This is a genomic window from Bacteroides sp. An19 (assembly GCF_002160215.1).
GTDB lineage: Bacteria > Bacteroidota > Bacteroidia > Bacteroidales > Bacteroidaceae > Phocaeicola > Phocaeicola intestinalis.
In genome coordinates, this window is record NZ_NFKD01000011.1 from 42729 (window position 1) to 66588 (window position 23860).

At 43.1% G+C, this 23860-nt stretch carries 23 protein-coding genes; 19 read left to right on the plus strand and 4 right to left on the minus strand.

Features of this window, described 5'->3' with window-relative positions:
• The first annotated feature begins 21 nt into the window (after positions 1 to 21).
• From tssD (B5F25_RS06880) to B5F25_RS06955, 16 genes are all read left to right on the plus strand, one after another.
• On the plus strand, positions 22 to 432 hold the full coding sequence (tssD, locus tag B5F25_RS06880; protein ID WP_087248497.1) for a type VI secretion system tube protein TssD: 411 nt from the start codon (positions 22 to 24) through the stop codon (positions 430 to 432).
• A 68-nt stretch (positions 433 to 500) separates the two neighbouring features.
• Entirely contained in the window at positions 501 to 947 is a 447-nt protein-coding gene (gene tssD, locus B5F25_RS06885) for a type VI secretion system tube protein TssD (RefSeq protein ID WP_087248499.1), read from the plus strand.
• Between the two features lie 12 nt (positions 948 to 959).
• Complete coding sequence (locus B5F25_RS06890; protein ID WP_087248501.1) at positions 960 to 4031, plus strand: phage baseplate assembly protein V; 3072 nt, start codon at positions 960 to 962, stop codon at positions 4029 to 4031.
• 18 nt (positions 4032 to 4049) lie between these two features.
• Positions 4050 to 5393: a PAAR-like protein gene (locus B5F25_RS06895; RefSeq protein ID WP_087248503.1), complete on the plus strand. Its 1344-nt coding sequence runs from the start codon at positions 4050 to 4052 to the stop codon at positions 5391 to 5393.
• Between the two features lie 15 nt (positions 5394 to 5408).
• On the plus strand, positions 5409 to 5714 hold the full coding sequence (locus tag B5F25_RS06900) for a hypothetical protein (protein WP_087248505.1): 306 nt from the start codon (positions 5409 to 5411) through the stop codon (positions 5712 to 5714).
• Positions 5714 to 6502, plus strand: coding sequence for a M23 family metallopeptidase (locus tag B5F25_RS06905; protein WP_087248508.1), 789 nt, complete (start codon positions 5714 to 5716; stop codon positions 6500 to 6502). Before B5F25_RS06900 ends, B5F25_RS06905 begins: the two co-directional genes overlap by 1 nt.
• A 1-nt stretch (position 6503) precedes the next feature.
• Positions 6504 to 7430, plus strand: a complete 927-nt coding sequence (locus B5F25_RS06910; protein WP_087248510.1) for a hypothetical protein — start codon at positions 6504 to 6506, stop codon at positions 7428 to 7430.
• Positions 7431 to 7438: 8 nt separating this feature from the next.
• Complete coding sequence (locus B5F25_RS06915; RefSeq protein ID WP_140406878.1) at positions 7439 to 8431, plus strand: hypothetical protein; 993 nt, start codon at positions 7439 to 7441, stop codon at positions 8429 to 8431.
• A gap of 16 nt (positions 8432 to 8447) precedes the next feature.
• The gene (locus tag B5F25_RS06920) at positions 8448 to 8978 is read left to right on the plus strand and encodes a hypothetical protein (RefSeq protein WP_087248514.1); all 531 of its coding nucleotides are present in this window, start codon (positions 8448 to 8450) and stop codon (positions 8976 to 8978) included.
• The gene (locus tag B5F25_RS06925) at positions 8978 to 10669 is read left to right on the plus strand and encodes a hypothetical protein (RefSeq protein ID WP_087248516.1); all 1692 of its coding nucleotides are present in this window, start codon (positions 8978 to 8980) and stop codon (positions 10667 to 10669) included. Before B5F25_RS06920 ends, B5F25_RS06925 begins: the two co-directional genes overlap by 1 nt.
• A 12-nt stretch (positions 10670 to 10681) precedes the next feature.
• On the plus strand, positions 10682 to 11707 hold the full coding sequence (locus tag B5F25_RS06930) for a peptidoglycan-binding domain-containing protein (RefSeq protein WP_087248518.1): 1026 nt from the start codon (positions 10682 to 10684) through the stop codon (positions 11705 to 11707).
• Between the two features lie 77 nt (positions 11708 to 11784).
• Positions 11785 to 12150, plus strand: coding sequence for an FHA domain-containing protein (locus B5F25_RS06935; protein ID WP_087248520.1), 366 nt, complete (start codon positions 11785 to 11787; stop codon positions 12148 to 12150).
• A 5-nt stretch (positions 12151 to 12155) separates the two neighbouring features.
• Entirely contained in the window at positions 12156 to 12488 is a 333-nt protein-coding gene (locus tag B5F25_RS06940; protein ID WP_087248522.1) for a hypothetical protein, read from the plus strand.
• A 5-nt stretch (positions 12489 to 12493) separates the two neighbouring features.
• On the plus strand, positions 12494 to 13789 hold the full coding sequence (locus B5F25_RS06945) for a protein kinase (RefSeq protein ID WP_087248523.1): 1296 nt from the start codon (positions 12494 to 12496) through the stop codon (positions 13787 to 13789).
• A 185-nt stretch (positions 13790 to 13974) separates the two neighbouring features.
• On the plus strand, positions 13975 to 15639 hold the full coding sequence (locus B5F25_RS06950) for a serine/threonine-protein kinase (protein WP_162614367.1): 1665 nt from the start codon (positions 13975 to 13977) through the stop codon (positions 15637 to 15639).
• A 9-nt stretch (positions 15640 to 15648) separates the two neighbouring features.
• Positions 15649 to 16830, plus strand: coding sequence for a WG repeat-containing protein (locus B5F25_RS06955; protein WP_087248527.1), 1182 nt, complete (start codon positions 15649 to 15651; stop codon positions 16828 to 16830).
• A gap of 67 nt (positions 16831 to 16897) precedes the next feature.
• On the opposite strand, the gene B5F25_RS06960 is transcribed toward B5F25_RS06955, so the two are convergent.
• Together B5F25_RS06960 and B5F25_RS06965 are read right to left on the minus strand one after the other, a co-directional pair.
• Positions 16898 to 17545, minus strand: coding sequence for a DUF3256 family protein (locus tag B5F25_RS06960; RefSeq protein WP_022041139.1), 648 nt, complete (start codon positions 17543 to 17545; stop codon positions 16898 to 16900).
• Positions 17546 to 17685: 140 nt separating this feature from the next.
• Positions 17686 to 20439, minus strand: a complete 2754-nt coding sequence (locus tag B5F25_RS06965; protein ID WP_087248529.1) for a substrate-binding domain-containing protein — start codon at positions 20437 to 20439, stop codon at positions 17686 to 17688.
• A 163-nt stretch (positions 20440 to 20602) separates the two neighbouring features.
• Between B5F25_RS06965 and B5F25_RS06970 the strand changes: the two genes are divergently transcribed.
• From B5F25_RS06970 to B5F25_RS06980, 3 genes are read left to right on the plus strand one after another with little or no spacing between them, the layout of a single operon-like run.
• Positions 20603 to 20782, plus strand: coding sequence for a hypothetical protein (locus B5F25_RS06970; RefSeq protein ID WP_022041137.1), 180 nt, complete (start codon positions 20603 to 20605; stop codon positions 20780 to 20782).
• Positions 20779 to 21345 (plus strand): GNAT family N-acetyltransferase, encoded by a 567-nt coding sequence (locus B5F25_RS06975; protein WP_087209678.1) that lies wholly within the window; start codon positions 20779 to 20781, stop codon positions 21343 to 21345. Before B5F25_RS06970 ends, B5F25_RS06975 begins: the two co-directional genes overlap by 4 nt.
• A 35-nt stretch (positions 21346 to 21380) precedes the next feature.
• Positions 21381 to 21983, plus strand: coding sequence for a hypothetical protein (locus B5F25_RS06980; RefSeq protein ID WP_022041135.1), 603 nt, complete (start codon positions 21381 to 21383; stop codon positions 21981 to 21983).
• 194 nt (positions 21984 to 22177) lie between these two features.
• Here B5F25_RS06980 and B5F25_RS06985 read toward each other — a convergent pair whose 3' ends face one another.
• Together B5F25_RS06985 and B5F25_RS06990 are read right to left on the minus strand one after the other, a co-directional pair.
• Positions 22178 to 22681 (minus strand): hypothetical protein, encoded by a 504-nt coding sequence (locus tag B5F25_RS06985; protein WP_140406879.1) that lies wholly within the window; start codon positions 22679 to 22681, stop codon positions 22178 to 22180.
• A gap of 228 nt (positions 22682 to 22909) precedes the next feature.
• A complete protein-coding gene (locus B5F25_RS06990) occupies positions 22910 to 23806 on the minus strand; it encodes a carbohydrate kinase (RefSeq protein ID WP_087248533.1) in 897 nt (298 codons plus the stop codon).
• Positions 23807 to 23860: the final 54 nt, after the last annotated feature.

Here is a 23860-nt window from a genome sequence, read left to right on the forward strand (position 1 = left end):
TCACTTAAAAAAATTAAAATCATGGCAGCACCTAGAACAGCGCAGCTAAAGGTTGACGGATGCGAAGATCGCGAAGTCACTTATGTACAGTATCAGTTCAATCAACAGATTGACGTGGAAGGACAACCTACAGGTACAACCCGTGGTGGAGTAATCAACTTGAAGGTTAAATCAACAGATGCCGGTAATACAGACTTATTGGAGTGGACATGTGACTCTTACGGTTCAAAGAATGGCACCATCACATGGCCTAACAAACTTGGCGGTATCATGAAAACTCTTTCTTTCATTGACGCTTATTGCGTAAGTTATGAAGAAGTATATGATGATACCAACACAGATCGCATGTATGAGTCTATTACTATTACTTGCCGTCAGCTCACAGTGACGGGTAAGGGTAGCGTAGAATACGATAATCACTGGGCTCTTTAACTAATTTAAAATTAAAACACGCGACTGCCTGCGTTGCAGGCGGTCGCATTCCTTAACTCAACGAACGCATGGCATTTAAGGCGACTTTGATAATGGACCAGCAAAAAACTTCGGCTGCAGAGGTCGAAGCTTATAATGGGAAAAAATATGAATTGGTAGAATGTGAGTATGAATTTTACCAATCGCTAGACGAAAGCAGCAAACCTGCATCCAGGCCGCAAAGCGGATTGATAAAATTTGTTATGCCCGCCCAAGGGGACGATGATTTGTTTTTTTACAATTGGATGTTCAACCGCGCGGAGACACATGACGGGACGATTGAAATGCTGCTGTCGACTGACGACAATCAAAAAAAATACCTCCACCTCTTTTTTGAAGATGCCTACTTGGTGAACATGTACCAGTATTTTAACAACAGCAATAGTCTGTTGGTGCGGACAAAAATCACACTTAGCGCAAGGAAATTCACTTTCGGCGGTTCGGCCAACTTTGAAAATGATTGGATAACCCGATAACAATTGTTCCTTATGAATAACCCCTACCCCATTTATCCTCAGGCCATAGGGCGGTTTAAGTCAAAGTATGAGGCACTTCATGAGATAAATGAAGTGCAGAGGGCTAACTACAAATCGCTGGAAGAGCTGGAAAATGCCAGTAAAAAACTGGAAGAGCTGGATACCCGATTAGCCGCTGCCGAAGCGGAAATCGATGATAAGCTTATCAAGACTTCCGATGATTTGATGAAGTTGGATGACATAAGCAAAATCGACAAGGAACTTGATGAGGCCAAGAAAGACATTCAAGACAGGATAGCGGATAAAAAAGCTGAGCCAGTGGATCCTGAACGTGAGAAAAGGCGACAAGAACTGGAAGAAGAGCTGAGGCAGCTTAACGAACAGAAAAAGCAACTGGACAATGTAAATAAAGAAAAACAGCAGCTTGACGCTTCTGTAGCCCAAGGAGTGGGAAATTTCGATAACTTGTCCGATACCCTTTCTGGAAAGGTATCGCCCCAAGATATGGCCAATGCTGCCGCACAAATGGATAAAGGCTATGATGAGGCTATAAGCGATTTATCCTCAATTGTTACAGGTGACAGTTCTACGGAATATATTGAGGCTTGGGCTCGATATCAATTTGGAGACCAACTTTATGACGCAGCGTCTGCTATCAAGAATGGAGCCTCGGACGCAATAAGCGGCGTGAATGAGTTCATGCAATTGGGAGATGTCTTCGGTGGAAGTTGGCGCGACCCTTCGACCGCTGCCAAGAAGATAGAAACAGGACTGAAGAACATAAACAATGCCGTTAACAAGGTCAATGCTATCACCAATAATCTATTTTCGGCCGTAACAGGCAGAGACAGCGTAATTCTTGGAAAGTTAGACAACCTGAACAACATGGGCGTTAACTCGTTAGGCTCGTTGGCGGGTGCGGCATCGATAGGCATAGGCAGCTTTAATGCATTTAAAGAGGGAAATATATCGGCGGGAATCAGTGGGGTAAAAGACACTATTAATTCCATCCGCGGAACATACTTGGACTTTAGAAGCAAAGACATAAAAAACAAGATAGAGGAGAACGAGTTAGGAAGATATGAACCCAATCCTGACCCAACTGAAAATACCGATGGCAACGGCAGCCAAGCTAAAAACACGGGAAAGGAAGAGGGTAAGGACGAAAAAACTCAGACGGGACAATCTGATCCAAACGAGCAAAAGAATAGCTCGGAAAAGAAATCTGGTACCCAAACACAGACACAGGGTGGAAACTACAGCGCAGACATGATTCACGAAATCGAGGTGGTTTTAGAAGGCTGTCCATCTTCACAAAATTCGTGTTGCGTCATTAATGGTGAAAATTATGTGTTGAACGGTTATTCCCTTTCTCAAGAATTACTGCGACCGATGTTGTTAAGCTTTTCTTTGGAAAAAGAAGACAAAACAGAAACACAACAGGATGTGGTGTTTGCTAATATCACGCAGTTGATTGGGAAATCATTGGAAATAAATGTTTCAACGATAAAGGCCAGCCAGGACGATGAAGAAGCCAATCCTCAAGTAGCTTTCGTATTTAAAGGAATGATTATAGATGTGTCTGCTTCAAGAGCGACAGCAAGTGCCCAATCAGCAAGTATCACTGTAGCCACATGGGATGCCTTGCTCCAAAATGTCCCACATTGTCGTTCTTTTGAAAATATGACATTGAAAGAAATAATAGATACTGTCCTTGAACCATACCGCGACATAAAATCAATTGTGTCACCAAGGTTTAAGGATAAGATACCCTATATTGTACAATACGACCAAAGTGACTACGCTTTCATTAGCATGTTGGCAATGCGTTTCGGAGAATGGATGTATAATACAGGAGATACATTTGTTTTTGGTGAATTGGATATAGAAGATTCATCGGCTGCAAATTTGGAATATCCGGGAGGAAGCTTGATGTCATACAGCCTGCATCAAAATGTGACTTCATTTTCATTCAGTCATTTACTTCCGGATTATTATCAGTATGGAAAGGGTAAGGACATTCTAAAAACGTCAGCACAAGGTATGGCCGATGGAACAGTGAATGATTGGACTGACAAAGCATACAATGCTTCAATACAAAGATTTCAAGACGAACAAACCGTGGCATTGAAAGCTGGCGGATTTGACAGTGGAAAGGAAGACGAAGGAGCCGATGCTATATTAGATTATTCCCTGAAAGTAGAAGCAGAAGGGAAGAAAACGGGTATTATGACCGTTCAAGGATTTTCTAAACTGGCTATGCTAAAAATCGGACAGACATTTCTAATTCGTGACAATGTCCAAAATAAATCTGGAGAAAGCAAAGATGTGGAACAGAAATCATTAAAGGTCATAGGCATTAACCACTCGTTTGATTATAGGCAGGAATATTCCAATAGTTTTATGGCCATACCTGTGGCATGTGACTACCCTTCCTATTCTGATGCTGATGTGTTTGCGTCGGCTCCCCAGCAAAGAGCAAAAGTTGTCGAGAATAAAGATGAACAGATGTTAGGCCGTGTGCGGGTACAGTTCCCATGGCAGGAAATACAAGACAAGGACATGAAAACACCTTGGTTGCGTATAGCCGTTCCTTATGCTGGTCAGAGCAAAGGACAACAATTCGTGCCAGAGATAGGTGAAGAGGTTATGGTCGGGTTCGAAATGAACAATGCTGAACGCCCATATATCATCGGTTCATTTTATAACGGTGGGACAGGAAAGCCTGATGAGGCATGGGCTGTGTCGCAAGAAAAAGATGGGACAAGTAATAATGTAAAAGCTATCAGGACTCGTAATGGACATACGATTCTGTTTAACGATAAAGGTGAAGCGGGTTTAATCGAAATCTATGACAATAAAAACAATACTTATCACATAACACTGTCTGCCGATGACAAGAAAATAACCATCTATTCTGCTGGAGAGGTAGAAGTTGTTGCAGATACAGATGTAAACATCAATGCCAAAGGGAATATAGGAATTAATGCAGACGGGAATATCGGGATAAAATCTAAAGGGAATATTTCAATGGAAGCAGAAAGAGAAGTGTCTATACAAGCTTCGAAAGTCAAAGTACGCTAACATCCAACAGGGCTGATTATGAAATATGTTTGTACAGGGGCAACGCTGAGATGCACGATGGGAACATCGTGTCCCAAATTGAAAGCAACGCCTAAAAATGTTTCTTTAACTGGAAAAGATCAAGCCAATATAGCGGATTATGTATCCATAAAAAATATCCCAAGTTTTGGTAGATGCCGTTCATTGGGTTATCCCCCAACTGCATCTGCAACAGCCGCTAATCATGGCAAGCTTACTCCCATGCCTTGCGTACCGGGGACATGTCCTAAATGGCAGGCTATAGATAAAGACAGCCTGATATGTGGAGAACCGGCTTTATTGGAGCCTGCGACTTTAAGGTGCATGTATGGGGGAACAATTTCGATTGTAAATCCGGGGCAAAGTTTAGAAATAAAGGTACGTGGTGTATCTTTCTCACAAAGGAGTGAAACACAGCAGGAAAAAGCGATGCAAGAAATTCCGGAAGAACTTCTTCAAGAGTTTAATGCGCTTGATAGAGAAAGATTATCGCAACAGTCAGTTCTAGATGGTGTACAGATGGCATTGGATGTTGCTGGGATGACACCGGGCGTTGGAGCTATCCCGGATTTGATGAATGCCGCTATTTCGGCATTGAGAGGTGATTGGGTTGGTGCAGGATTATCCATCATAGCAGCCGTACCTTTGATTGGTGATGTCGTTGGCGGAGCTAAAATTGCGTATAGGGGGGCAAAAACAGCGAGGGTATTGCAAAAGACAGGAGTAATGCAGAAGATTAGTAAAGCAGCTAAAGAAACTGACAAATATAAGCGGCATGCCCAATTAGCTCAGGCTTCTAAAGAATTTAAATATATAGACATCACACCACAGAAATTAAAACAATTAGGAATTTCTGACTCGGATTCTGATTTCTTTATGAAGAAGGTGCGTTACTATAGAAGAGATGAAATCTCTAAGCTATATGATGGTTCGGATGTTGACATGTTTGAAAGAGAATCTCATTTGAACTGTGTTGATGTGTCATCACCTATCATAGAAAAAGGAATCGCACAGAAAGGAGATAGATATTATATGTTCAGAAAAGTTAACGAACATGGAACTATCATAGATGCACCGGGTAATTATGGAATAAGAGAAATCGACTCTTCAAACACAACACCTGGACGTGTTGGCATCGCCGATGGAGGTAAGTTGGAAACTTCAGAGGGAAAAGAAATTCCATTTAAAAGAGAAATGTACTCTGTTGAAATAACAGAAAACACACCTTATGTTGTTACAAAAGCAAGAAAAACAACGGACTCATGGAGTGATCGTAAAAATCCGGTAAAAGTACCGGGCGGCGGTACGCAAGTGTTCTTTGTTAAGAAATCGAACATTAAATAAAATATCATTCAAATCATGTACAAGCGATTTTCTGAAATGCCGACAAAGTTCACTTATAGCCAAGTCGTAAAAGACACTATAACTTATGTGAAAGAAATATCAGATAGTAATGATGACCCTATTTATCCTTATATATTAAATCAATTAAAAGACATTTACAGAGAAGTGATAACAAATAATTCGATACATGAACCTGAGGATATTTATGACAGATATGATATTGGAGCAATAGGTGTCCGATACTTTGATGAAAATGATGAAATGCATGAACGGTTATGCGATATATTTTATGGGGCTGTCCACTATAAAGAGTTGAAGTGATGCTGGCTATAAATACAAATCTTTTAAGAATCTTATTGTATTCCATATTCATTTTGTATGGGTCGAGTGCTTTTGCGCAATCAAATGATAATTTCAAAAAACTGCAAGAAATATCGTTTGACCAGATATTCCAAGAGAAGCAAAAGTCCAAATCAAACTCAAAGCCTCAACAGCAGGAAGAACAAATTGAATTAAGTATAAATGATTCCATTTTCAAACTTTTTGATGTGGACATTGATTTGACTTTAGGCGAGATTTCTTTTGATACTTCATGGGGAGACCCTGTCGCCAATCCCCAAATAAGAGCCAATAAGGCAAGCAATCTATTTGGTCCGGTAAGACATAATGCAGATGGCAGTGTGCGTTGGCATCGAGGATTTGATTATTATGCACCTCAAGGAACACCTGTTTATGCAGTGGGAGATGGCGTTGTATCATTGATTCAGAATCATCCTGATTATGGACATTGTGTTTTGATTACCCACAAAAGGCCTAAACGAATTTATTATTCTTTTTATGCCCACTTGAGTACAGTTTCTGTAAAATATGGCGAGAAAGTACGAAAAGGCACTGTATTGGGTAAAAGCGGTATTACAGGGAATGCTTATAATTTGTCTGGCGAGGATGAGCACCTGCATTTTGAGTACCGTACAAGTCCTAAGCATGGCGATAGAAAACAAGAGAATCCCAATGCAATTGTCAAAACCAAGTTCTATAGCGCAGATCCGAAGAACAAATGGCAGGCAAACGTAAAAGTTAAGAAGAAAGAAAGTTTTAGTTTGTTTTGAGATGATGAAATTATCAAAACCAAATATTCCGAAAGAACTGGATGCCGATGTAGCCATGGCCGTTGTAATAGAACACATGGATTCATTGGTTGATAAAAAGCCTTTCTACACTTATGAATTTAAGGGTGTTTCAGAGCGGACTGCCTTAGGAGATGAGCTTAATTTAATTATAAGGAATAAACAGAGTGCGCCTCCTGTTGTAAAGTTTTCGTTAAAACGCGACAGCCTGTATCATATATTGCCTGAATATTTGTTCCATCCATTAGACCACTACTTAGGAACAGATGGCGACACGGAAGAATTTGAAAAACGTTATAAGGAGCAAGAAGAACAGAAAGAGAAAGCCCTGACCTATTTCAAGCCTTTTGATCAATACTACCAAAATCTGAGGATTAAATACCAACACTGGCTTAACGAACATATATTCTCTGGAAACCAGTTCCTTTCAGATTTTATTACGGCAGGCCAAAGGGTTGACATCGCTAATTCATATATCAAGGCTGTTTATCAGTGCATTCCTTGGCTTAGGAATTTTAGAGGTAATGATGACATGGTCAAGGCAGCCTTGGGATACGCTTTTGAAGGACATGCTGAAATTCAAAAAACAAAAGTTGAAGTGACGGAAGCCTTATCCGAGAATATTCATTCGAATTTGAATGGGACATTGGATGATTTATATTGTGGTTCCACAATTATAACAAGGGTATATGTATGGAAAGTTTTCTATCAAGTAAAGATAAAAACGGGTAAGCATTTGAGTGAGTTAAAACAACAAATCGAAGAATTTTCTACGTTCTTTTCCCAATGGTTTTTATCGGTGGAAGACAAACTTGAAATAACTTTTGGCGACAGATGTGCTTTCCCGGAACTGTCTGATGCCAGAATTGAAGAAGGAGTTTTCTTAAATTATAGTACACAATTGATATAACTTTATCTATGGTGAATAAATATCGAGTAGATTGGCAAGCAGGGATGCGGCTGACCGATGAAACGTTTCGTATGTCGGACGAATATTACTTGTCTTGCCTGCAACCATTATACGCCGCATTGGTTAACGGAGACTATGGATTTCTTGAACTGCCGATTTTCCGGTATGAACAGCCGGAAACAAGTTTGTCGGTAACAGAACTGCAAGCGAATGCCATCAGTCGGTCTGGAAAGCTGATCCAGTTATCTTTTTCACGGGAAGAGAGGAGTTTGTTTCAAAACATTCGTCTACCCGAAACAACAGAACCGTTAATCTTATTTTTGGATAAGACTTCAGATAAAACAATCAAGGTATCCTGCAATGACACTTCTGTACCCCTTTGCGATGCTGATTATCAGTTACTGGTAAAGCTTGAGAGCGAGCATTATAATAATCCGGATGCCGTTCCGTTTGCCCGCTTTGTCTATAGACACGGATGGAGCATGGATGAAGCTTTCGTTGCTCCATGCATTTCATTGCGTTCCAATGGGGCACTTTTGCGTGCTGCCGCAAACTATGCAGTGGAGATAGAAGCTCTTGTCAATGCATTGAAAGATGCCGTCAACACAGAACAATATACGTTGGTAATGGCTGCTATTCCTGCATTGTGCCGCATCGCTATTGAAGTAGAGAAGGAAGCCGACTGTATGACACCTCGACATTTGATAACTCTTATGCAGGAAGGCATACAGGTATTGCTGACATTGATAAGTATGGAAAAGGATATCACAGTTCCTGAAACAGAGAAATGCATGGCTTTTGTTGAGTCTCATTATACTCCTTATGTAATTTCAGAGATGGTACATGAAGGTATCCGGTTGACGCACCTGCTGATAAGTTTGCCGCAACTTTTCAGGCAGAAAACGGCAGTTGTGGCGGAGGCAAGACTGGAGTCGGAAGTGGTAAGGCCACCACGCAGGATAGTAGGCAGCACTGATAGCATTCGTAAAAAGCACCATTAATCTTATAATCATAGGCATGCATTATAGTGATTCTCCCATACGTTTCGTAAACGACGAGCAGTTGAACCTTCAGATTGACCGACCATTGTCTAACGTGGTTTCTGTCATCGACAACTGGGTAGATACCGTAGTGTTTACCAGCATACGGCGCTTTAAGGCTGATGAAGAATTTGGGTTCAGTTTTTGGGATAATGAATTTATTGCCATGAATTTGGTAGATTTCAACCATGGCGCTGATTTTAAGATTGTGAAGCGTAAAAACAACCGGGAAGAAAAGGTGCAGATGTCGAGAGCCGGTATCAGGCAATGTGAGAGAAGTGTGCGCGACAGCATTTTGTATTACATCCCATACCTAAAGAACTTGGAAGTGGAAGTACAACTTAGCATGGAGAAGAATAAGTTTTCCCGTCGGGGTGAAAATAGCAAATATGTGGTCAGGGTTTTGGTTAAGGGACGATTGACTTACAATGAATTTGTCGGTACACGCGAAGGTGAGTATCAGCGTGAAGTGGAATTTTTTATGGATCCGTTTTTAAATAACAAATAATGGATGTAAAGGTAAGAAACAAGGTTGCTGAGATACAGCAGGCGTTGGAACAGGATGAGCAGCGCATATCGCTATCCGATCCTGTGGCAAAGATGATGCTTGTCGCTTTGGCCCACCAATCTTGTGAGATAGAACGAAAGATGGATCAGACGGTAGAAAGACTGTCTGAACGTTTCTGTGACCAGGTGTTATTACAGAGCAACCTCAAGGCACAACCTGCAGTTACAGTGCTTAGTATCGGCAACGGGCGCGAATGTACACCTTATTTTATTGACGAAAATGATGCGTTTACCTACAAACCCACCAAGTGTAATTATCGTCCGATATTCAAGACGCGCATCGTGCCCGGCAGGCTGATGGCTTGCTTCATGAACAATACTCTGCTGCAACCTGATAAGCAGCCCGTTCAAGCGACATGGCCGGACAACCGGTATAATAAAGAGTTGTGGTTGGCATTTGATGCGGCAGGGGAAGTTAATACGCTGGAGGATGTCATGATTGCTTTGTCACATCCATTGCCAGACGATAGTTTGACGGCTGAAGTGGGAGATGTGCAGATCCCCTTGTCTTTGGTTATGGAAGATATGCCTCGTACGCTAAATTCAAACTTCATGCTGGCTGAATTCTGGAAAAAAAGTTTGGTATACTATGGTCTGTGGTTGTACCGCTTTGGGAAATGTTCCAATAAGCGTACGCTGCATCGCGGAGAAATCCCGGCTTGGATTATGGATTCGTATGCACAGGAAATCTTGGAGCCTTTTATAGGCAATCGTTTTTTGTGGATACGAATCAAAACAGACCGGGGGATTTCATTGCCACTTGACACGGCCATTTTATTGAATTGCATTCCAGCTGTAAATTATGACATCCAAGATGTGAAACTGAATTATAGCGAACCTATTCAGCGTTTAGAAAATGATAAAACGGGCACTTATTTTTTAGATGTGGTGCAAAATCAAGAACAGGCACAAGATTTCTTTATACGTGATTTCGATGTCAACCAATATGATAATGAACGGATTCGTGAAGATGTAACCAATCTTTATCGTCATTACGTAAACGATTATTTTGCCTTTGTAGACAGCAATTCATTGCACGACGGAGCTACACTTCGTTCCTTGCGTCAGTCAATGATGCAGGTTTACGATTCATTGGATGAATTCCGTTCGGGAAATGTCCGCCGATACGGAGGAACATACGCCATTCGTAACCCTCGGAACAACCAGCAACCCATGGTGCTGACCTATTTCACAACCAATGGCGAACGGGGAAATCTTCTAAGACGTGGCGGAAGATTAACATCAACAAATGCCGCTGTAGGGGATGTTGAAGCGTTGATTGACGCAACAGGAGGACGCAATAAAGTCAGAGATATAAAGACACGCAAAGAATTGGCAAGGCATATTGTGAACAGTAATGACCGTTTGTTCACCAAAATGGATTTGCTGCAATATTGCAAAATGGAGTTTATGCGTGCTTTTGGAGAAGAAGCCATAAGCTATTGCAACATATCTCTATCTGAAAGCAATGTTCCTGTTGACAGACATATAGAGAAATGCATTAATGTGCATTTTCAAATCCTCTCCGAGTCATTGAAAGAAGAGATAAACAAGTCTGATTTTTTTGATTACTTGAAAATTAATATTGAGTTGAGAAAGAGTTTTTCTTGTCTATTAATAATTTTTATATAGTAGCCTTTTGATATGGAGCAATTGTTAGGCTATCGAATATATCAAACGAATAAAGTCGTATCCGTTCGCTGGGTACAACAAAAATTAAATCGGATTATGCAGACACAAATCCGTGAAGATGATAAATTGGGTCCTGAAACTATATCATTAATCCGTAGGTTTCAACAAAGTCGAAATTTAACTCCAGACGGTCAAATTGGACCTTTGACATTAGAAGCTCTAATGGATGCAGACCCGTGGAAAAATAAAAAGGCAGAAACAGCCAAAGAATCCAATTATGATAAGATTACCAATATAATTGATAACATAATAGACGCTTTGGACGAGGCTTTTTACAACAATAAGGGATTGGTAGGTCTTAGTTTCTTTACCGGAAGCGATAGTGTAAAAGATTTAAAAGTAGGAGCAACAGATCGTCATAGCTTAAGTAGGCTTTACAATAAGGCACTAAATGAAAAAGACTTCTTTAAGAAGAAAATAAAAGCTATGCCAGAGTCATACATAAACTTAGGTAAAGAGTTAAATAACACCAAAAGTTCGGCGCGAAAACTGCAAATTCAAGAACAGATGAAAAGCATTAGAGTTAATCATCTTAGAGAAGTTTCTACGGCAAAGAAGAGAGCTAATCAAATAGTAGAGACCATAAATAAAGTCAAGAATATAGGAACAACTTTAAACGAATGCATTCCAAAAATAATGTCATTTTTGAAGCCATTAGGAAAGATTTTTAAAGTTATAGAATGGAGTTCGGTTGTGGTTTATATAAAAAAAGGGTGGACGTATTTTTCTGAAGGCAAATGGATTGATGGATATGAGTATTTATGTAAGGCTTTTTCTAAAATATTAGAGATTGGCATAATGGCACTCGCTACTTCAGCAGCAGTCGCGGGTACAGTAGCATTATGTGCAACAGCTGGTTTAGGAACCGTAGCAACAGCAATAGCGGCATTGGCCGCTACTATCGTTGTCGCTATTATAATATTCTGTATATCATACTTTTGGAACAAATATATTGAATATTATTTTGATAATTTATAGCAAATATGATACAATGTAATAATTGTGGCTACCCCGTAATAAACGGGATGCACGCTTGCCCGAATTGCTTGGCAGAAATGCCTGACGAGATTGTTGCTCCTGTAGCAGCGACAGAAGAGGAATGGTATGACGAGGATGAAATACCTTGTTGCACTTTACGGCCAATTTCGCTACCGGGTGAAAGAGAAATGACTGAAAAAGTTTACGATGAAGGTGCTGAGGTCTATCTTTCTCGTCAGAATACCGTTTCGCATGATACGACCATTGATGATGAAGAGCAGGCTTGCCTATTCTTCTCGGATGGTCATTGGTTCATAGAAGACCGTTCCCGTGATAATTCAACATACGTTCATGCTGGAGCTGGTATAAAACTTGAGCCTGGTGATATAATAAGAATGGGAGATCGATTATTTGAGTTTAATATCAAAACAAGAAATAAATAATAGTTATGGTGATAGGTGATATTTTATTTAAAATGAGAAACTTGGCTATAGATTCGGCTTCTCAGATGAATTTACCAACGTATTATTCTGATTTATATTCTATCAATACAACATTGGATTTTGATATTGTTCAGTATATAAAGAAGCTTACAAAAATTATCATAACCCACTTCCCTGGCATTGATAATAATGAAGCTTTTAGTACTGCGTTATATGCGGCATATTATGAGCTGCAAAAAAAGGATAATCAGATTCTGAAAGAACATTTAGCGAAAATCGGCTCTTTAAACAGGTTCATGAGTTATTATCGTAGTGCTTGTAAAAATCCCTTTGCGTAATTATTATGGTAAACAATACAGTTCAACGCTGCGATTTTCGCATGCACGATATGGTAGATGGGAAGTTCCGGGTAGAAAGGGTACTTAATTCCACCCGGACTGACCAAAAGTTTAAGGTGAATGACACGTCCGGTAATGAATACATCTTGAAGTTGCTAAAGCTTTGGGAAGTGGAACCCAGTCTTCGCCAAAAGATGTTGCTCTCGGCTGATAATGAAATAAAGAGTTGCCAGATAAAGAGCAATTACCTTACCAATATTGTACACACAGGTATGGTAAATGGCAATCCTTATCTGCTTTTGGAATATTGCAAGTCCTTGGATTTATCTCATCTTATCAGAAACCAAAGGCTGGATATCGTAAAGACTGCCAAAGAAATACTATATGGATTGCGAGACCTGCACAAATCGGGGAAGGTACACGGCCAGCTAACTCCGGAAAACATCCTTATAGCTGATGGCAATCGTGTCAAGTTAACCAATTATGTAATACTTGGCGGCAGAGCCAACTTATTGGCGAGCAAGAATAAGACACTGCATTCGCATTTCATTGATAAGGCATTGGCTTATCAGGCTCCAGAACTTTACCGATTAGAACGATATGCTACTATACTTCCATCGGTTGACATATTTTCTTTCGGCGTGATATTGTTCTTTATGCTGACCGGTGAATTGCCTTATGGGAAGTTGGTTACAGAATCAGATTGGATACATTATCAGACTCGCGTACAAAGCGATGACTGGAACAGAAATATCTTATTCCGAAACGAACAGCGGGAGATGTGGATGAACATATTGGAAGCATGCTTGTCTGCCGATCCTCACAGCCGTGCAGGAAGTGTTGATGAATTGTTGGAGAAACTTCCAGGGAATGAATATCCATATATTGCCGTACAAGGTAGCCAAGTAGAAGCTCCAAATGCAATATTAAATGGTATCATGCTTCATGTGATGCAAGGAAATGACTGGGGAAAATGTTATCGTCTGCCGGAAATCATGCCGTCACCCAAAAGAATTATAACCTTGGGGAGAAAAGATGACTCCATATTCAACCAGATTCAATTATCCGAACCTGTTTCTTCGTATATATCCCGTCGTCATTGCACGCTTGAATGGGATGATGAAACTGAAACGTGGTATCTTCGCGATGGGCAGTGGGATAAAGAGGTACAAGGGAATTGGGCTCGGTCTTTGAATGGCACGTACATTAATTCAAAGGAAGTCACAGAAGAGGGAAGTAAAATAATTCCCGGGGATATTATATCTATAGGTAATGTAAAACTGAGAGTAGAAGCATATTAAAATTAAATGAATGTTCACAATTTGCCAATTTGGCCACGTTGAAAATGAAGATATACTTCGTTGGCCGATGAAGTATATCTTCGTAGGCAGTTGCAGTATATATTAAACTGCTGATGAAGTATATCTTCGTTCTCAGAGGGCATATATTGGCCGAATGCGGACATTCATATAAAATTACATTTCAAATGAATATCATAAGACTACAAGGCGAAATAGAAAAGCGGAATGGTATATATTATGAATATGATACAGATGCTATTCCTTTAGGAGAGGGAGGCATGGGGCGTGTATTCAAAGGATTCCGTGTAATAGAAAGAACAGGAGAAAAGATGCCTGTCGCGATTAAGGCTATCTATGAGAATATACCTGAACATGTTGTCGAACGTGCCAGAAGGGAAGCCAATATCCAATTGGAGAATGACAATCTGATACGGATGTACGGTTTTGTTGAAACAACGTTCCAGACAGAAAGCGGGGGTAAAGTTAAGGTACATTACCATGTCATTATGGAATTGTTGGTAGGAGTAACCCTTGAAAACGTAATGAATGGAATTACTTGTGACCAAAATGGCATGCAGATTCCATTTGCTGCAGAAATTTACAGTCAGTATTTACAGAATCGTGATGCAGCGGTTGTTAGAATTATGAAACCCATTTTATCCGGTTTAATGGCGTTGCATGATAAGGGGTATATCCATAGGGATATTGACCCTTCGAATATAATGATCACCATAGATGGAAAGATTAAACTTATTGATTTTGGAATTTGTAAACAGATTGTTTCTCTCGGCAGTGTGGATAAGGCTCTGACTGCAACCGGTGTGTTTATGGGAAAAGTGAATTATGCCGCTCCAGAGTTGGTGCTTGGAGATGTGAAAAACCAAAGTTATACTACTGATATCTATGCATTAGGCGTTTTGCTTTATCAATTATGTACCGGTCATTTACCTTTTACAGGCACAGATCAAGATGTTTTATCAGCCAATTTGCGTGACCCATTGCCGATGAAAGATGTTCGCAATGTTGCTTTGAAAAGAATTATCCGCAAAGCTACAGACAAAATACAGTCTAAGCGGTATGCTTCTGTAGCGGAATTTAGGGTCGATTTGGAACATGTGCTAACGAATGGCAATAAAAAAAACAGAAAATTGGTTCCGCTTATGATCGGATTTGCATGTGTTGTGGTAGCATTAATTGGCGTAGCCTGTTTTCTCTTTTATAATGAGTCTGAAAAAGAAGTGGCAAAACCTACACTTAGGCAACCAACCTGCGTGGAAATGTACAATCAAGCTTTATCCTTTTTGAATCAGAAAAATAGCATTGAACTTCAAACAAAAGGAAAAGAATTACTAAGGATACTTGTTGAAGATAGCTTATTTGCGCCAGCAAAAGTAGATTATTATGTCAATCTGCTTAATTCAAACAATTCATCAGAAGTAAATTCCGGGTTTGCCGGACTATGTCAGATAATCCAAGAAGATACACTGAATAGTATAGCATTGTTTGAATGTGGACTTACATTGTCGAAAGGAAATCGCTTCTTTAATGTGCCAACCGTGCGTCAATCTTTCTTAAATATAGAAGCCGATTTGGATAAGGCCAATGATTGGTTGTTCAAAGCTATGGAAATTGATACAGCAAACTATAAGTCTGTGTATTGGGCATTTAATAATCTGATGGAAAAAAAGATTGCAGGGGATTTGCCGGCAAGTGGGGATAAATTAATTACAAAGTTATACGAAATGTTTATCAAAAGGGCTAAGGAGTCCAATGATGTGGCAACCGATATATATATAAATGCTATAAAAAGCGATACGGAAACCTTAAAAGCTTGGGGATTACTAAAATAGATTTGAATTATGAGAAAGATTTTTTTGTCATTATTATTAATCGGTTATTTCTCTGCTGTTTATGCTCAAGGATTTGCTTATGATGATAAAACCGATGTAGGAAATGGACTTTATAAAGTTAAAAGTGGTGATTATTATGGGATTATAGATAAAAATGACAATGTCATAGTCTCGATAGAATATCAGGATATATTGTTCCATGAAGGAAAAGCTTTGCTCACTAAAGATGGTTTTATCCATGGTATTGTTGATTCCTTAGGTGCTACTAAAATGTTTAATGCAGAATACAAGGTTCATCCTAAATATCGTTATATTTATGATGGATATATTATTGTTGGCGAAGATAAATGGGGATATATAGACGAAAATGGAAATCCTTTACGTATCAAGGCAAAGGGCTTTTTTTCATTAGGGAAGAAATCTCCTACTCAATTTGATGATGTGGCTCCTTTTGTAGAGAACTTTGCTGCAGTTTATACGCATAAAGATGGCTGGAGGCATATTGATAAAGAAGGAACAGAACATTACAAATTGAGGGATAAAAAAGTTAAAGTTTTTTTTCGGTCTTCTGTTTATAAGGGTGAATGTATTATTGTTACCAATGACGGCATCAAACAATATCAAGAGTCAGATGATGGAACATTTGCTGTAGTAAAAAGAATATTATCTCCTTCATCCTCATTTATAGAAAAGAACCAGGATGGAAGTTTTACCAAATTGATTTTCAAAGAAGGTATTTTAACATTAGACTCTCTTATGCGTGTTACAAAATACGAGAATGGGACTGATTCTATTATTTTTATACAACAGCCTAAAAAACACATAGTAAAAAAAGTTATAGCACCAATTGATACAATATCGCTTGAAAATGATTTGCAGGTTGGGATTGTGTCTCAAAATTTGCAAGCAAATTCGAAAGGACAGGCTCATGCTGAGATAAAAGTGAAAAATATTGGAAATGTTAAGTATGAGAATGTTCATATTTTTATAGAGTGTTCGAATGCTTCTAGAGAATGGCAAGGAAATATTGAGGCAAATTCTGAATTAAGCTTGTCTTTCACTATGCCAGCCCGCTTTTCTACTGCTGTTGTTAGGCGTAATATTGTTGTTCGTACCGTATATAATAAAGAGCAAATTGAGAAAAATTTTACAGTGGCTATAAAGCGCTATACTCCGGTACGTTCAAGGTAATAATGCCCTTATAAGCATTCTATTTTCGTAAGCACTCAAAGGGGGATGCCCTAAATTGAGTGCTTATCTATTGAGTACTAACTTTCAGGAACTTACCGTTGCTCCATGTATACACAATGGGAGCATTTATCAAATAAGATTTCAGCTTGTCTGCCGTAGTTTTATCCATATATTGAGGGGTGGTATAACTTACTGAAAGCGACAGGTCTTTGTCGGACAAGCGTACTTCCTTCAGATACATGTCTGCATTCAGGCGTAAGTTACGCAAAGAGTCGGAAGCTGTTTCAGAAAGTACAGACTTATAAAATTCATTCTCTTCAGGCAAAGTTACAAAATCTGCTGCCGGTAATTCATTCCAAGCCGTATCATAAAACTTGACCTCACTGTCGGGTACAGGACCACAATAAGTACGGACCACACACACCACTTTCACCGAATCGTTCAGCGGCAACAGTTTCATTTCTTCCCTACTTGACTTGCTGACGTGCACTAACAGGTAATCGTCTGTCAACTTCAGCATTTCCGAGGTCTGTCCGAAACGGTTTTTCACCTCCGCTTTCATGTTGCTGGCGAGAAAATCACCGAAATCTTCCCGGTTCACTTTAGTCAACAAAGGAGAAAGCGAATCGGGTAAAGCAATGTATAATGATTTTAAATCTTGTGCCTGCAAACTCATGCTGCAAAGCATACACACAAGTCCTATAATCCATTTCATCTTAACTATCGTTTTTTATTTCCCGCCAAAGATAGGGATTTCTTTCGAGCAGACAAAACTATTTAAATGAAGAATGAAGAACGCAGAATGAAGAATTCCATGCGGATGAAAATTCTTCATTCTGCGCAAAACGCGATTCTTCATTCCTCATTCTTCATTCGCTTCAAGAAATCGGTAGGGCTTTCGCCGAAGTAGTCTTTATAGCACTTGGTGAAATACGAAGGCGCGCTGAAACCTACTTCATACGTTATTTCGGCGATGGTCTTGTCGGTAGAGGCCAGCAGCGATGCGGCACGTTTCAACCGCGCGATGCGGAGCAGTTCGTTGGGCGAGTAACCGGTCAACGCCTTAGACTTCCGGTAAAGCTGGACACGTCCCAGCCCTAATTCCCCACCCAAGTCTTCCACACTCAAACCCGCATCGCCCAAACGGGCTTCAATCAACTCGCGCAGTTTCTCCACAAAACCCTTGTCCACCTCGCTGATCGACTCCTGTTTCAGAGCCGAACGGTCGGCAAAGAAGCTTTGCAGACGACGGCGGTTGTCTATCAGGTTCCGCAGGCGCACCTGCAGCAGCTTGGCACTGAAAGGTTTCAGGATGTACGAATCCGCCCCACACTCGTATCCCTGCACCTTCTGCTCGTCCATCGTATAGGCGGTGAGCATCATCACCGGGATGTGCGAGGTCTGCACTTCCGACTTCAGCCTCCGGCAACACTCCATGCCGTCCATCACCGGCATCATCACGTCGCAGATAATGGCATCGGGCACGTATTTCATCGCCTGCTGAAGCCCTTCCTGCCCGTTGGAGGCCTCCAGCACCCGGTATTCCCTCTCCAGCAGCAACCTGACATAGTCGCGCACATCCTGATTGTCGTCGATGACCAATACCGTTTCACGCCGGTCGTCTTCGCCCGCTTCCGGAGACGCCTGCACCGTTCCCTGACCGGCGGAAAGCACCGCTCCCTCTTTCAGGCTTGCCGGAACCGCCTGCTTCTCCAGCCCTTCGGCAAGCGTGCCCGCCTGCTTCATCGGCATCTCCACCGTAAAGATGGTGCCCTTGCCTTCTGCCGAATCCACCTTCACCGTGCCGCCGTGCATCTCGGTGAAAGCCTTCACCAACGCCAGCCCGATGCCCGAACCGGCATAATGCACGTCTATCTGGTAAAAACGCTCGAAGATGTGCTGCACGTGCTCGGCGGAAATGCCCACTCCGGTATCCGAAACCTGATAGCGCAGCCAGCGTGTCCGCCCGTGCTCGAATTGCGACAAGGCAAGCTCCACCCGTCCGTTCTCGGGCGTGAACTTGAATGCGTTCGACAACAGGTTATACGTTATCCGCTCCAGCTTCCCGGCATCGGCTATCATCGTATATCCCTCATCGGAAGGGGCCGCCGACACCGAGAAATGCACATGCTTGCGATAGGAAAGCGTGCGGAAAGCCTCGGTCCACTCGTTCATCTCCCCGGCGATGTCAAACTCCGAAAGGTACATCTTCAGCTTGCCGCTCTCGAACTTGCGGAAGTCGAGTATCTGATTGACGAGGCGCAACAGCACCGTCACGTTCTTATGCACGATGCGGAGCAGGAAACGCTCGTGCTCGTCCAGGTTCCGGCTCGCCTCCAGTTGGTCAATAGGGTCGGCGATCAGCGTAAGCGGCGTACGGAAGTCGTGCGACACGTTGGTGAAGAAAGCCAGCTTGGCATGCGTCGCCTCTTCCAACTGCCTGGAAAGGCTGATGAGCTGGTCGCGCTGCGCCTCCAGCTGTTTCTTCTGCTCGGACAGCTCCACGTTCAGCCGGTTCTTTGTCCAGAAGCCCCGCACGGCGACAAACAGGGCGATGCCGAACAACGCCAGCATCACCACGCACGTGTACAACAAAACGCGCTGCGAAGCGTAACGGGTGAGGAAATGGTTTATCCGCTTGTCCAGCATGTCTATCTTCTCGTCCAGCTGGCGGATTTGCCCGGTCTGCATCCGCATCACCCGCGCGTTCCCCTTGTTGACCAACGCCGAAGAGAGCGCAACGTCGTGCTCGTAAGGCTTCCCCGTCAGGATAGCCATCGCCGTCTGCATCACCCGGTCGCCGCCGGTAGGATAAATAAAGGTGGCGTCGAGCTGCCCGCTTGCCACCTGCTCCACGCCATATCCCTCGCCCGCCAGCGCATCGATGCCCACAAACAGCATTTCCTTCTCGCGCCCGTACTTCACCGCCGCCTCGTAGGCACCTGCCGCCATGCGGTCGTTGTGCGCAAACACCATGTCTATCTCCGGAGCGTGCGTCAGGAGCGAGTCGAACACCAGGCGCGCACGGTCGCGCCTCCAGCCGGCATCCACCGAAGCCGTCACCCGTATGTCGGGATACTCGCGCAAAGCGTCCGTCATACCCCGGTGGCGTTCCGCCGCAGGCGTAGAGCCGCGCAGCCCCGTCACCTCCACCACCCGTCCCTTGCCTTGCAGGCGCGAGGCGATGTATTCGCCCACGTTGTAACCAATGGCATAATTGTCGGCGCCAATATACGCCGTATATTGGTTGGAGTGTATCTTCCGGTCGACCAATATCACCGGAATCCCTTTGCTGTATGCCTTCTCGATAACCGGCGTAAGGACATCCGCCTCGTTGGGCGACACCACCAGCAGGTCCACCTTGTTGCGCATCAACAGTTCGATGTCGTGTATCTGCCGCTTGTTGTCATCGCCCGCGCTGCGGAACACCACTTCCGCCTCGGGATAAAACAACGCCTCGCGCGTGATTTCCCGGTTCATCTGCTCGCGCCACTCGTCGTCGCTGCACTGCGACACGCCGATGACGTACCGCCGTTGCTGTCCGGAGCATCCCGCCAGCAGCGCCAGTAGCAGAAACAAGCTTACCAAGGATATGCAGTTGTGCCTCATCGTATCATCCGTTTAAGTTCTTACCGATGCGAAGATACGCATTTCCGGCGTAATTTTCACCACAGATTGCGCAGATTCAGAAAATTAATTGACCGCTCCGCATAATCCGCAACGAATAAATCGCTACCTTTGCGGCAGAATCCATAAAGAGAAAGGAAAAGCTATGGCAAGACCCATCAAAGAAACCCCGATACTCTTCGGGGAAGACGCACGGCGGTTCGAGGAGCGGATGAAGCAAGTCCGCCGGGAAACGCCGGAAGAAAGAGAACAAAGACTGGCTGATTATGCGTTATTTTTAAAGATGCTCGATTTGGGCGAACGTACAAAAAAGAAAAACGTATGAAAGCCAGCCTGCAAACGCCCTTCTCTTCTTACATCGTACGCAAGTTGGGACCTGAAGAAAAAGTAAAATCGTTCGATTGCGGCGATGCCGACTTGAACGATTTTATTTTAAATGAATCCGGATTCTACCAGCAAGCCTTATTGGCGGTTACTTATGTGTTCGAAGCGGCAGATGATGAAAACCACGAACACATAGCTGCATATTTCAGTTTGGCAAACGACCGCGTGTCTATGTCTGATTTTCCCACTAAAACGGAATTCAACCGTTTCCGGAGACATCGGTTTGTCAACGAAAAACGGTTGAAAAGCTATCCGGCTGCAAAAATTTGCCGTTTGGCTGTCAGTCAAGAATTAAAAGGACAACACATAGGCGAATTTATAATAAGGTCTATCAAAAGTTACTTCCTCGCCGACAACAAGACCGGCTGCCGTTTCCTCACGGTAGACGCATACGCCGCCGCCATACCTTTCTATTTCAAGCAGAAGTTCGTGCCGCTGACGGCAGAAGACGAGGGAGCCGCCACACGCTTGCTCTACTTCGATCTGAACGACATCGCCGATTAGAACAATCTCAACCCATGCAGTAAACCGGAACAACAATGAAGACACGAATCTTAGGAATGCTCCTGTGCCTGCTCTGCCTGCCGGGCTGCGGAGACAAGGCACAAAAGAGCCACAAAACAGCCGGTTCCGTCCAACAGGAGCAAGCGGACACCATGACTCTCGGCACGTCCGGCTTTCCGAAAGAAATCAAGAAGGCATGGCGCGTCAGCCTGCAAGACAGCATGGTGTATGTAACTCTGATGAATACCGCAGAAGACGGTCGTGAGCTGCAAATGCCATACGGCGTTTTCCCCTGCGAGGTCTTTCATTACGGAAACGGGAGATGGAAAAACGTGACCACCCAACTCGCTCCGTCCGAACAGCATTATAAAAAGAAAGAAGCCTCCACGTCTTACCCTTTCGATTTTCTTCGGGAAAGCGCCCCTGATGACCCCAGCCACATTTATCCCATCCCCAAGCCGGAGACGGAACTTACGGGATACAATTTGGTGGAACTCATACGAACCATTCGTCCGAACGAAACGGCACACTTTTCTTTTCCGCTCTACAACGGCACGACCGATTCGATAGAAAAAGGGCTGTACCGCCTTACCTTTTATATCGACGGAAAGCCTTGCCACATCGTCTTCGAACTCTGAACTGAAATACCGTTAACCGTCACGCCGATTTACAATCCGGCGTAAATGAGTATAAGGAACCGAAGGTCGACAAAGTCAATTTTAATCCGCTCAGCAGATACCTAACAGAAAGCGGTAACTTAGTCGTTTACCGGATTAAAAATCCTCATACTCGATGCTTGCGGATTGCAAATCCGCAAAAACGGGAGCTTCAGTCACTCAAACCGTACCGTCCACCTCTTTAAAAAATTCACAGGCTTACCCTTTCGTGTTGCTGGAGCAGTGAAACGGGGCAGGTCGGCTATTACTTTGCAGGCAATGGAATCCATACGGGCGGCTACATTGGGACTGGTACCGTTCTCTTCCGCCGATTTTTCAATGATTACCTGACGGACATATCCTTTTTTATCAATAAGGAAAGCAACATCCACTATTCCTTTTCCAAGGTGTACATCGGCTAACTTCTTTTGCACATAATTCTTTAGGTCTATCGATAAAAGCGGATTTTCGGGATCGGAAGTATGTACAGGAAATATGGGGTCTGTTGCATAATTATAAATTGTATCTTTGCCTATCACATAATACGGAGGTGCAGTGTATAAAACGCTGGCTATAAATTCATCCTCCTTTACCGTATCTGCAGATTGAACATTTTGTTTTTTCCCTCCTTGGCAAGAAAGCAAGACAAGCGATAACAATAAAAAGAGAATCGTTTTCATAGGCACAAAATTTTATACGGACAAATCTACAAAAAATTATCAAATTCTTTTGGAATTTCCGTTTTCTCCCTCTAACTTGCCGTGCAAATGAAATAAAAAAATATTGAATATCACCATAGTAGAGACGATGTGCACATCGTCTCTACATAAACGCAGATTGGCGCGGATTCACACGGATTGTTTTTTATTTTTAATCTGCGGAAATCTGCGCTAATCTGCGTTTCCTTATTATTCTGTGGTGAGTCCTTCCGTCAGCCGTACAGGCAATACCGGCATCGCGCCGTTCTGGGTGCAGACGAATGCCGAAGTGGCTACCGCCAGCCGGTGCGCCTCGTTTACGGGCAAGCCACGCAGGATAGAGGCAACGAAAGCGGCGGTGAACGAATCGCCTGCACCTACCGTGTCGGCAACCTCCACCTTCGGGGTCTCTACAAACGACACCTCGCCCGGCGTGAAGACGTAGCTGCCGTTGACGCCGCACGTCAGGATAAGCATCCGCAGGTTGTATTTGGCAAGGAGAATCCAGCACTTGTCCTGCAGGTCGATGCCCGGATAGCCGAACATGCGGCTGATGGTGACCAGCTCCTCGTCGTTTATCTTCAGGATGTTGCACTTGCGCATCGACTCGCAGATGATTTCCTTGGTATAGAAGCCCTGGCGCAGGTTGATGTCGAATATCTTGTACTGCCCCTCGCCGTCGGGCATTACGTCCAAGAAGCGGTTGATAGTCTCGCGCGACACCACGCTGCGCTGTGCCAGCGAGCCGAAACATACGGCGCGGGTCTGGCGCGCCAGCCCTTCCAGTGCCGGAGTGAAGGGGATGTTGTCCCACGCCACGCCCTCGCGGATGTCGTAACAGGGCACGCCGTTGCGGTCCAGTTCCACCTGCACCGTACCCGTGGGATAGGGCACGGTCTCTATCATGCAATTCAGTTTCTTTTCATGGAAATTCTTCAGAATCTCCACGCCCAACTCGTCTTCGCCTACCGCGCTCACCACACGGCTGTCCAGTCCGAACTGCGATACGTGATACGCAAAGTTTGCCGGCGCACCACCTATTTTCTTTCCTTCGGGCAGCATGTCCCACAATGCTTCGCCCATTCCTACTACGATTGTATTGTTCATGGCTTTTAAGTTTTTAAGTTTTTGAGTTTTTAAGTTTTTGAGTTCTTGAGTTTA

Coding starts and splice junctions, on each gene's coding strand:
- B5F25_RS06945 (WP_087248523.1), top strand. CDS start 12,494: ATGGTAAACAATACAGTTCAACGCTGCGATTTTCGCATGCACGATATG.
- B5F25_RS06980 (WP_022041135.1), top strand. CDS start 21,381: ATGAAGACACGAATCTTAGGAATGCTCCTGTGCCTGCTCTGCCTGCCG.
- B5F25_RS06965 (WP_087248529.1), bottom strand. CDS start 20,439: ATGAGGCACAACTGCATATCCTTGGTAAGCTTGTTTCTGCTACTGGCG.
- B5F25_RS06970 (WP_022041137.1), top strand. CDS start 20,603: ATGGCAAGACCCATCAAAGAAACCCCGATACTCTTCGGGGAAGACGCA.
- B5F25_RS06920 (WP_087248514.1), top strand. CDS start 8,448: ATGCATTATAGTGATTCTCCCATACGTTTCGTAAACGACGAGCAGTTG.
- B5F25_RS06975 (WP_087209678.1), top strand. CDS start 20,779: ATGAAAGCCAGCCTGCAAACGCCCTTCTCTTCTTACATCGTACGCAAG.
- B5F25_RS06915 (WP_140406878.1), top strand. CDS start 7,439: ATGGTGAATAAATATCGAGTAGATTGGCAAGCAGGGATGCGGCTGACC.
- B5F25_RS06935 (WP_087248520.1), top strand. CDS start 11,785: ATGCCTGACGAGATTGTTGCTCCTGTAGCAGCGACAGAAGAGGAATGG.
- tssD (WP_087248499.1), top strand. CDS start 501: ATGGCATTTAAGGCGACTTTGATAATGGACCAGCAAAAAACTTCGGCT.
- B5F25_RS06960 (WP_022041139.1), bottom strand. CDS start 17,545: ATGAAATGGATTATAGGACTTGTGTGTATGCTTTGCAGCATGAGTTTG.
- B5F25_RS06925 (WP_087248516.1), top strand. CDS start 8,978: ATGGATGTAAAGGTAAGAAACAAGGTTGCTGAGATACAGCAGGCGTTG.
- tssD (WP_087248497.1), top strand. CDS start 22: ATGGCAGCACCTAGAACAGCGCAGCTAAAGGTTGACGGATGCGAAGAT.
- B5F25_RS06955 (WP_087248527.1), top strand. CDS start 15,649: ATGAGAAAGATTTTTTTGTCATTATTATTAATCGGTTATTTCTCTGCT.
- B5F25_RS06895 (WP_087248503.1), top strand. CDS start 4,050: ATGAAATATGTTTGTACAGGGGCAACGCTGAGATGCACGATGGGAACA.
- B5F25_RS06990 (WP_087248533.1), bottom strand. CDS start 23,806: ATGAACAATACAATCGTAGTAGGAATGGGCGAAGCATTGTGGGACATG.
- B5F25_RS06890 (WP_087248501.1), top strand. CDS start 960: ATGAATAACCCCTACCCCATTTATCCTCAGGCCATAGGGCGGTTTAAG.
- B5F25_RS06950 (WP_162614367.1), top strand. CDS start 13,975: ATGAATATCATAAGACTACAAGGCGAAATAGAAAAGCGGAATGGTATA.
- B5F25_RS06905 (WP_087248508.1), top strand. CDS start 5,714: ATGCTGGCTATAAATACAAATCTTTTAAGAATCTTATTGTATTCCATA.
- B5F25_RS06910 (WP_087248510.1), top strand. CDS start 6,504: ATGATGAAATTATCAAAACCAAATATTCCGAAAGAACTGGATGCCGAT.
- B5F25_RS06900 (WP_087248505.1), top strand. CDS start 5,409: ATGTACAAGCGATTTTCTGAAATGCCGACAAAGTTCACTTATAGCCAA.
- B5F25_RS06940 (WP_087248522.1), top strand. CDS start 12,156: ATGGTGATAGGTGATATTTTATTTAAAATGAGAAACTTGGCTATAGAT.
- B5F25_RS06985 (WP_140406879.1), bottom strand. CDS start 22,681: ATGAAAACGATTCTCTTTTTATTGTTATCGCTTGTCTTGCTTTCTTGC.
- B5F25_RS06930 (WP_087248518.1), top strand. CDS start 10,682: ATGGAGCAATTGTTAGGCTATCGAATATATCAAACGAATAAAGTCGTA.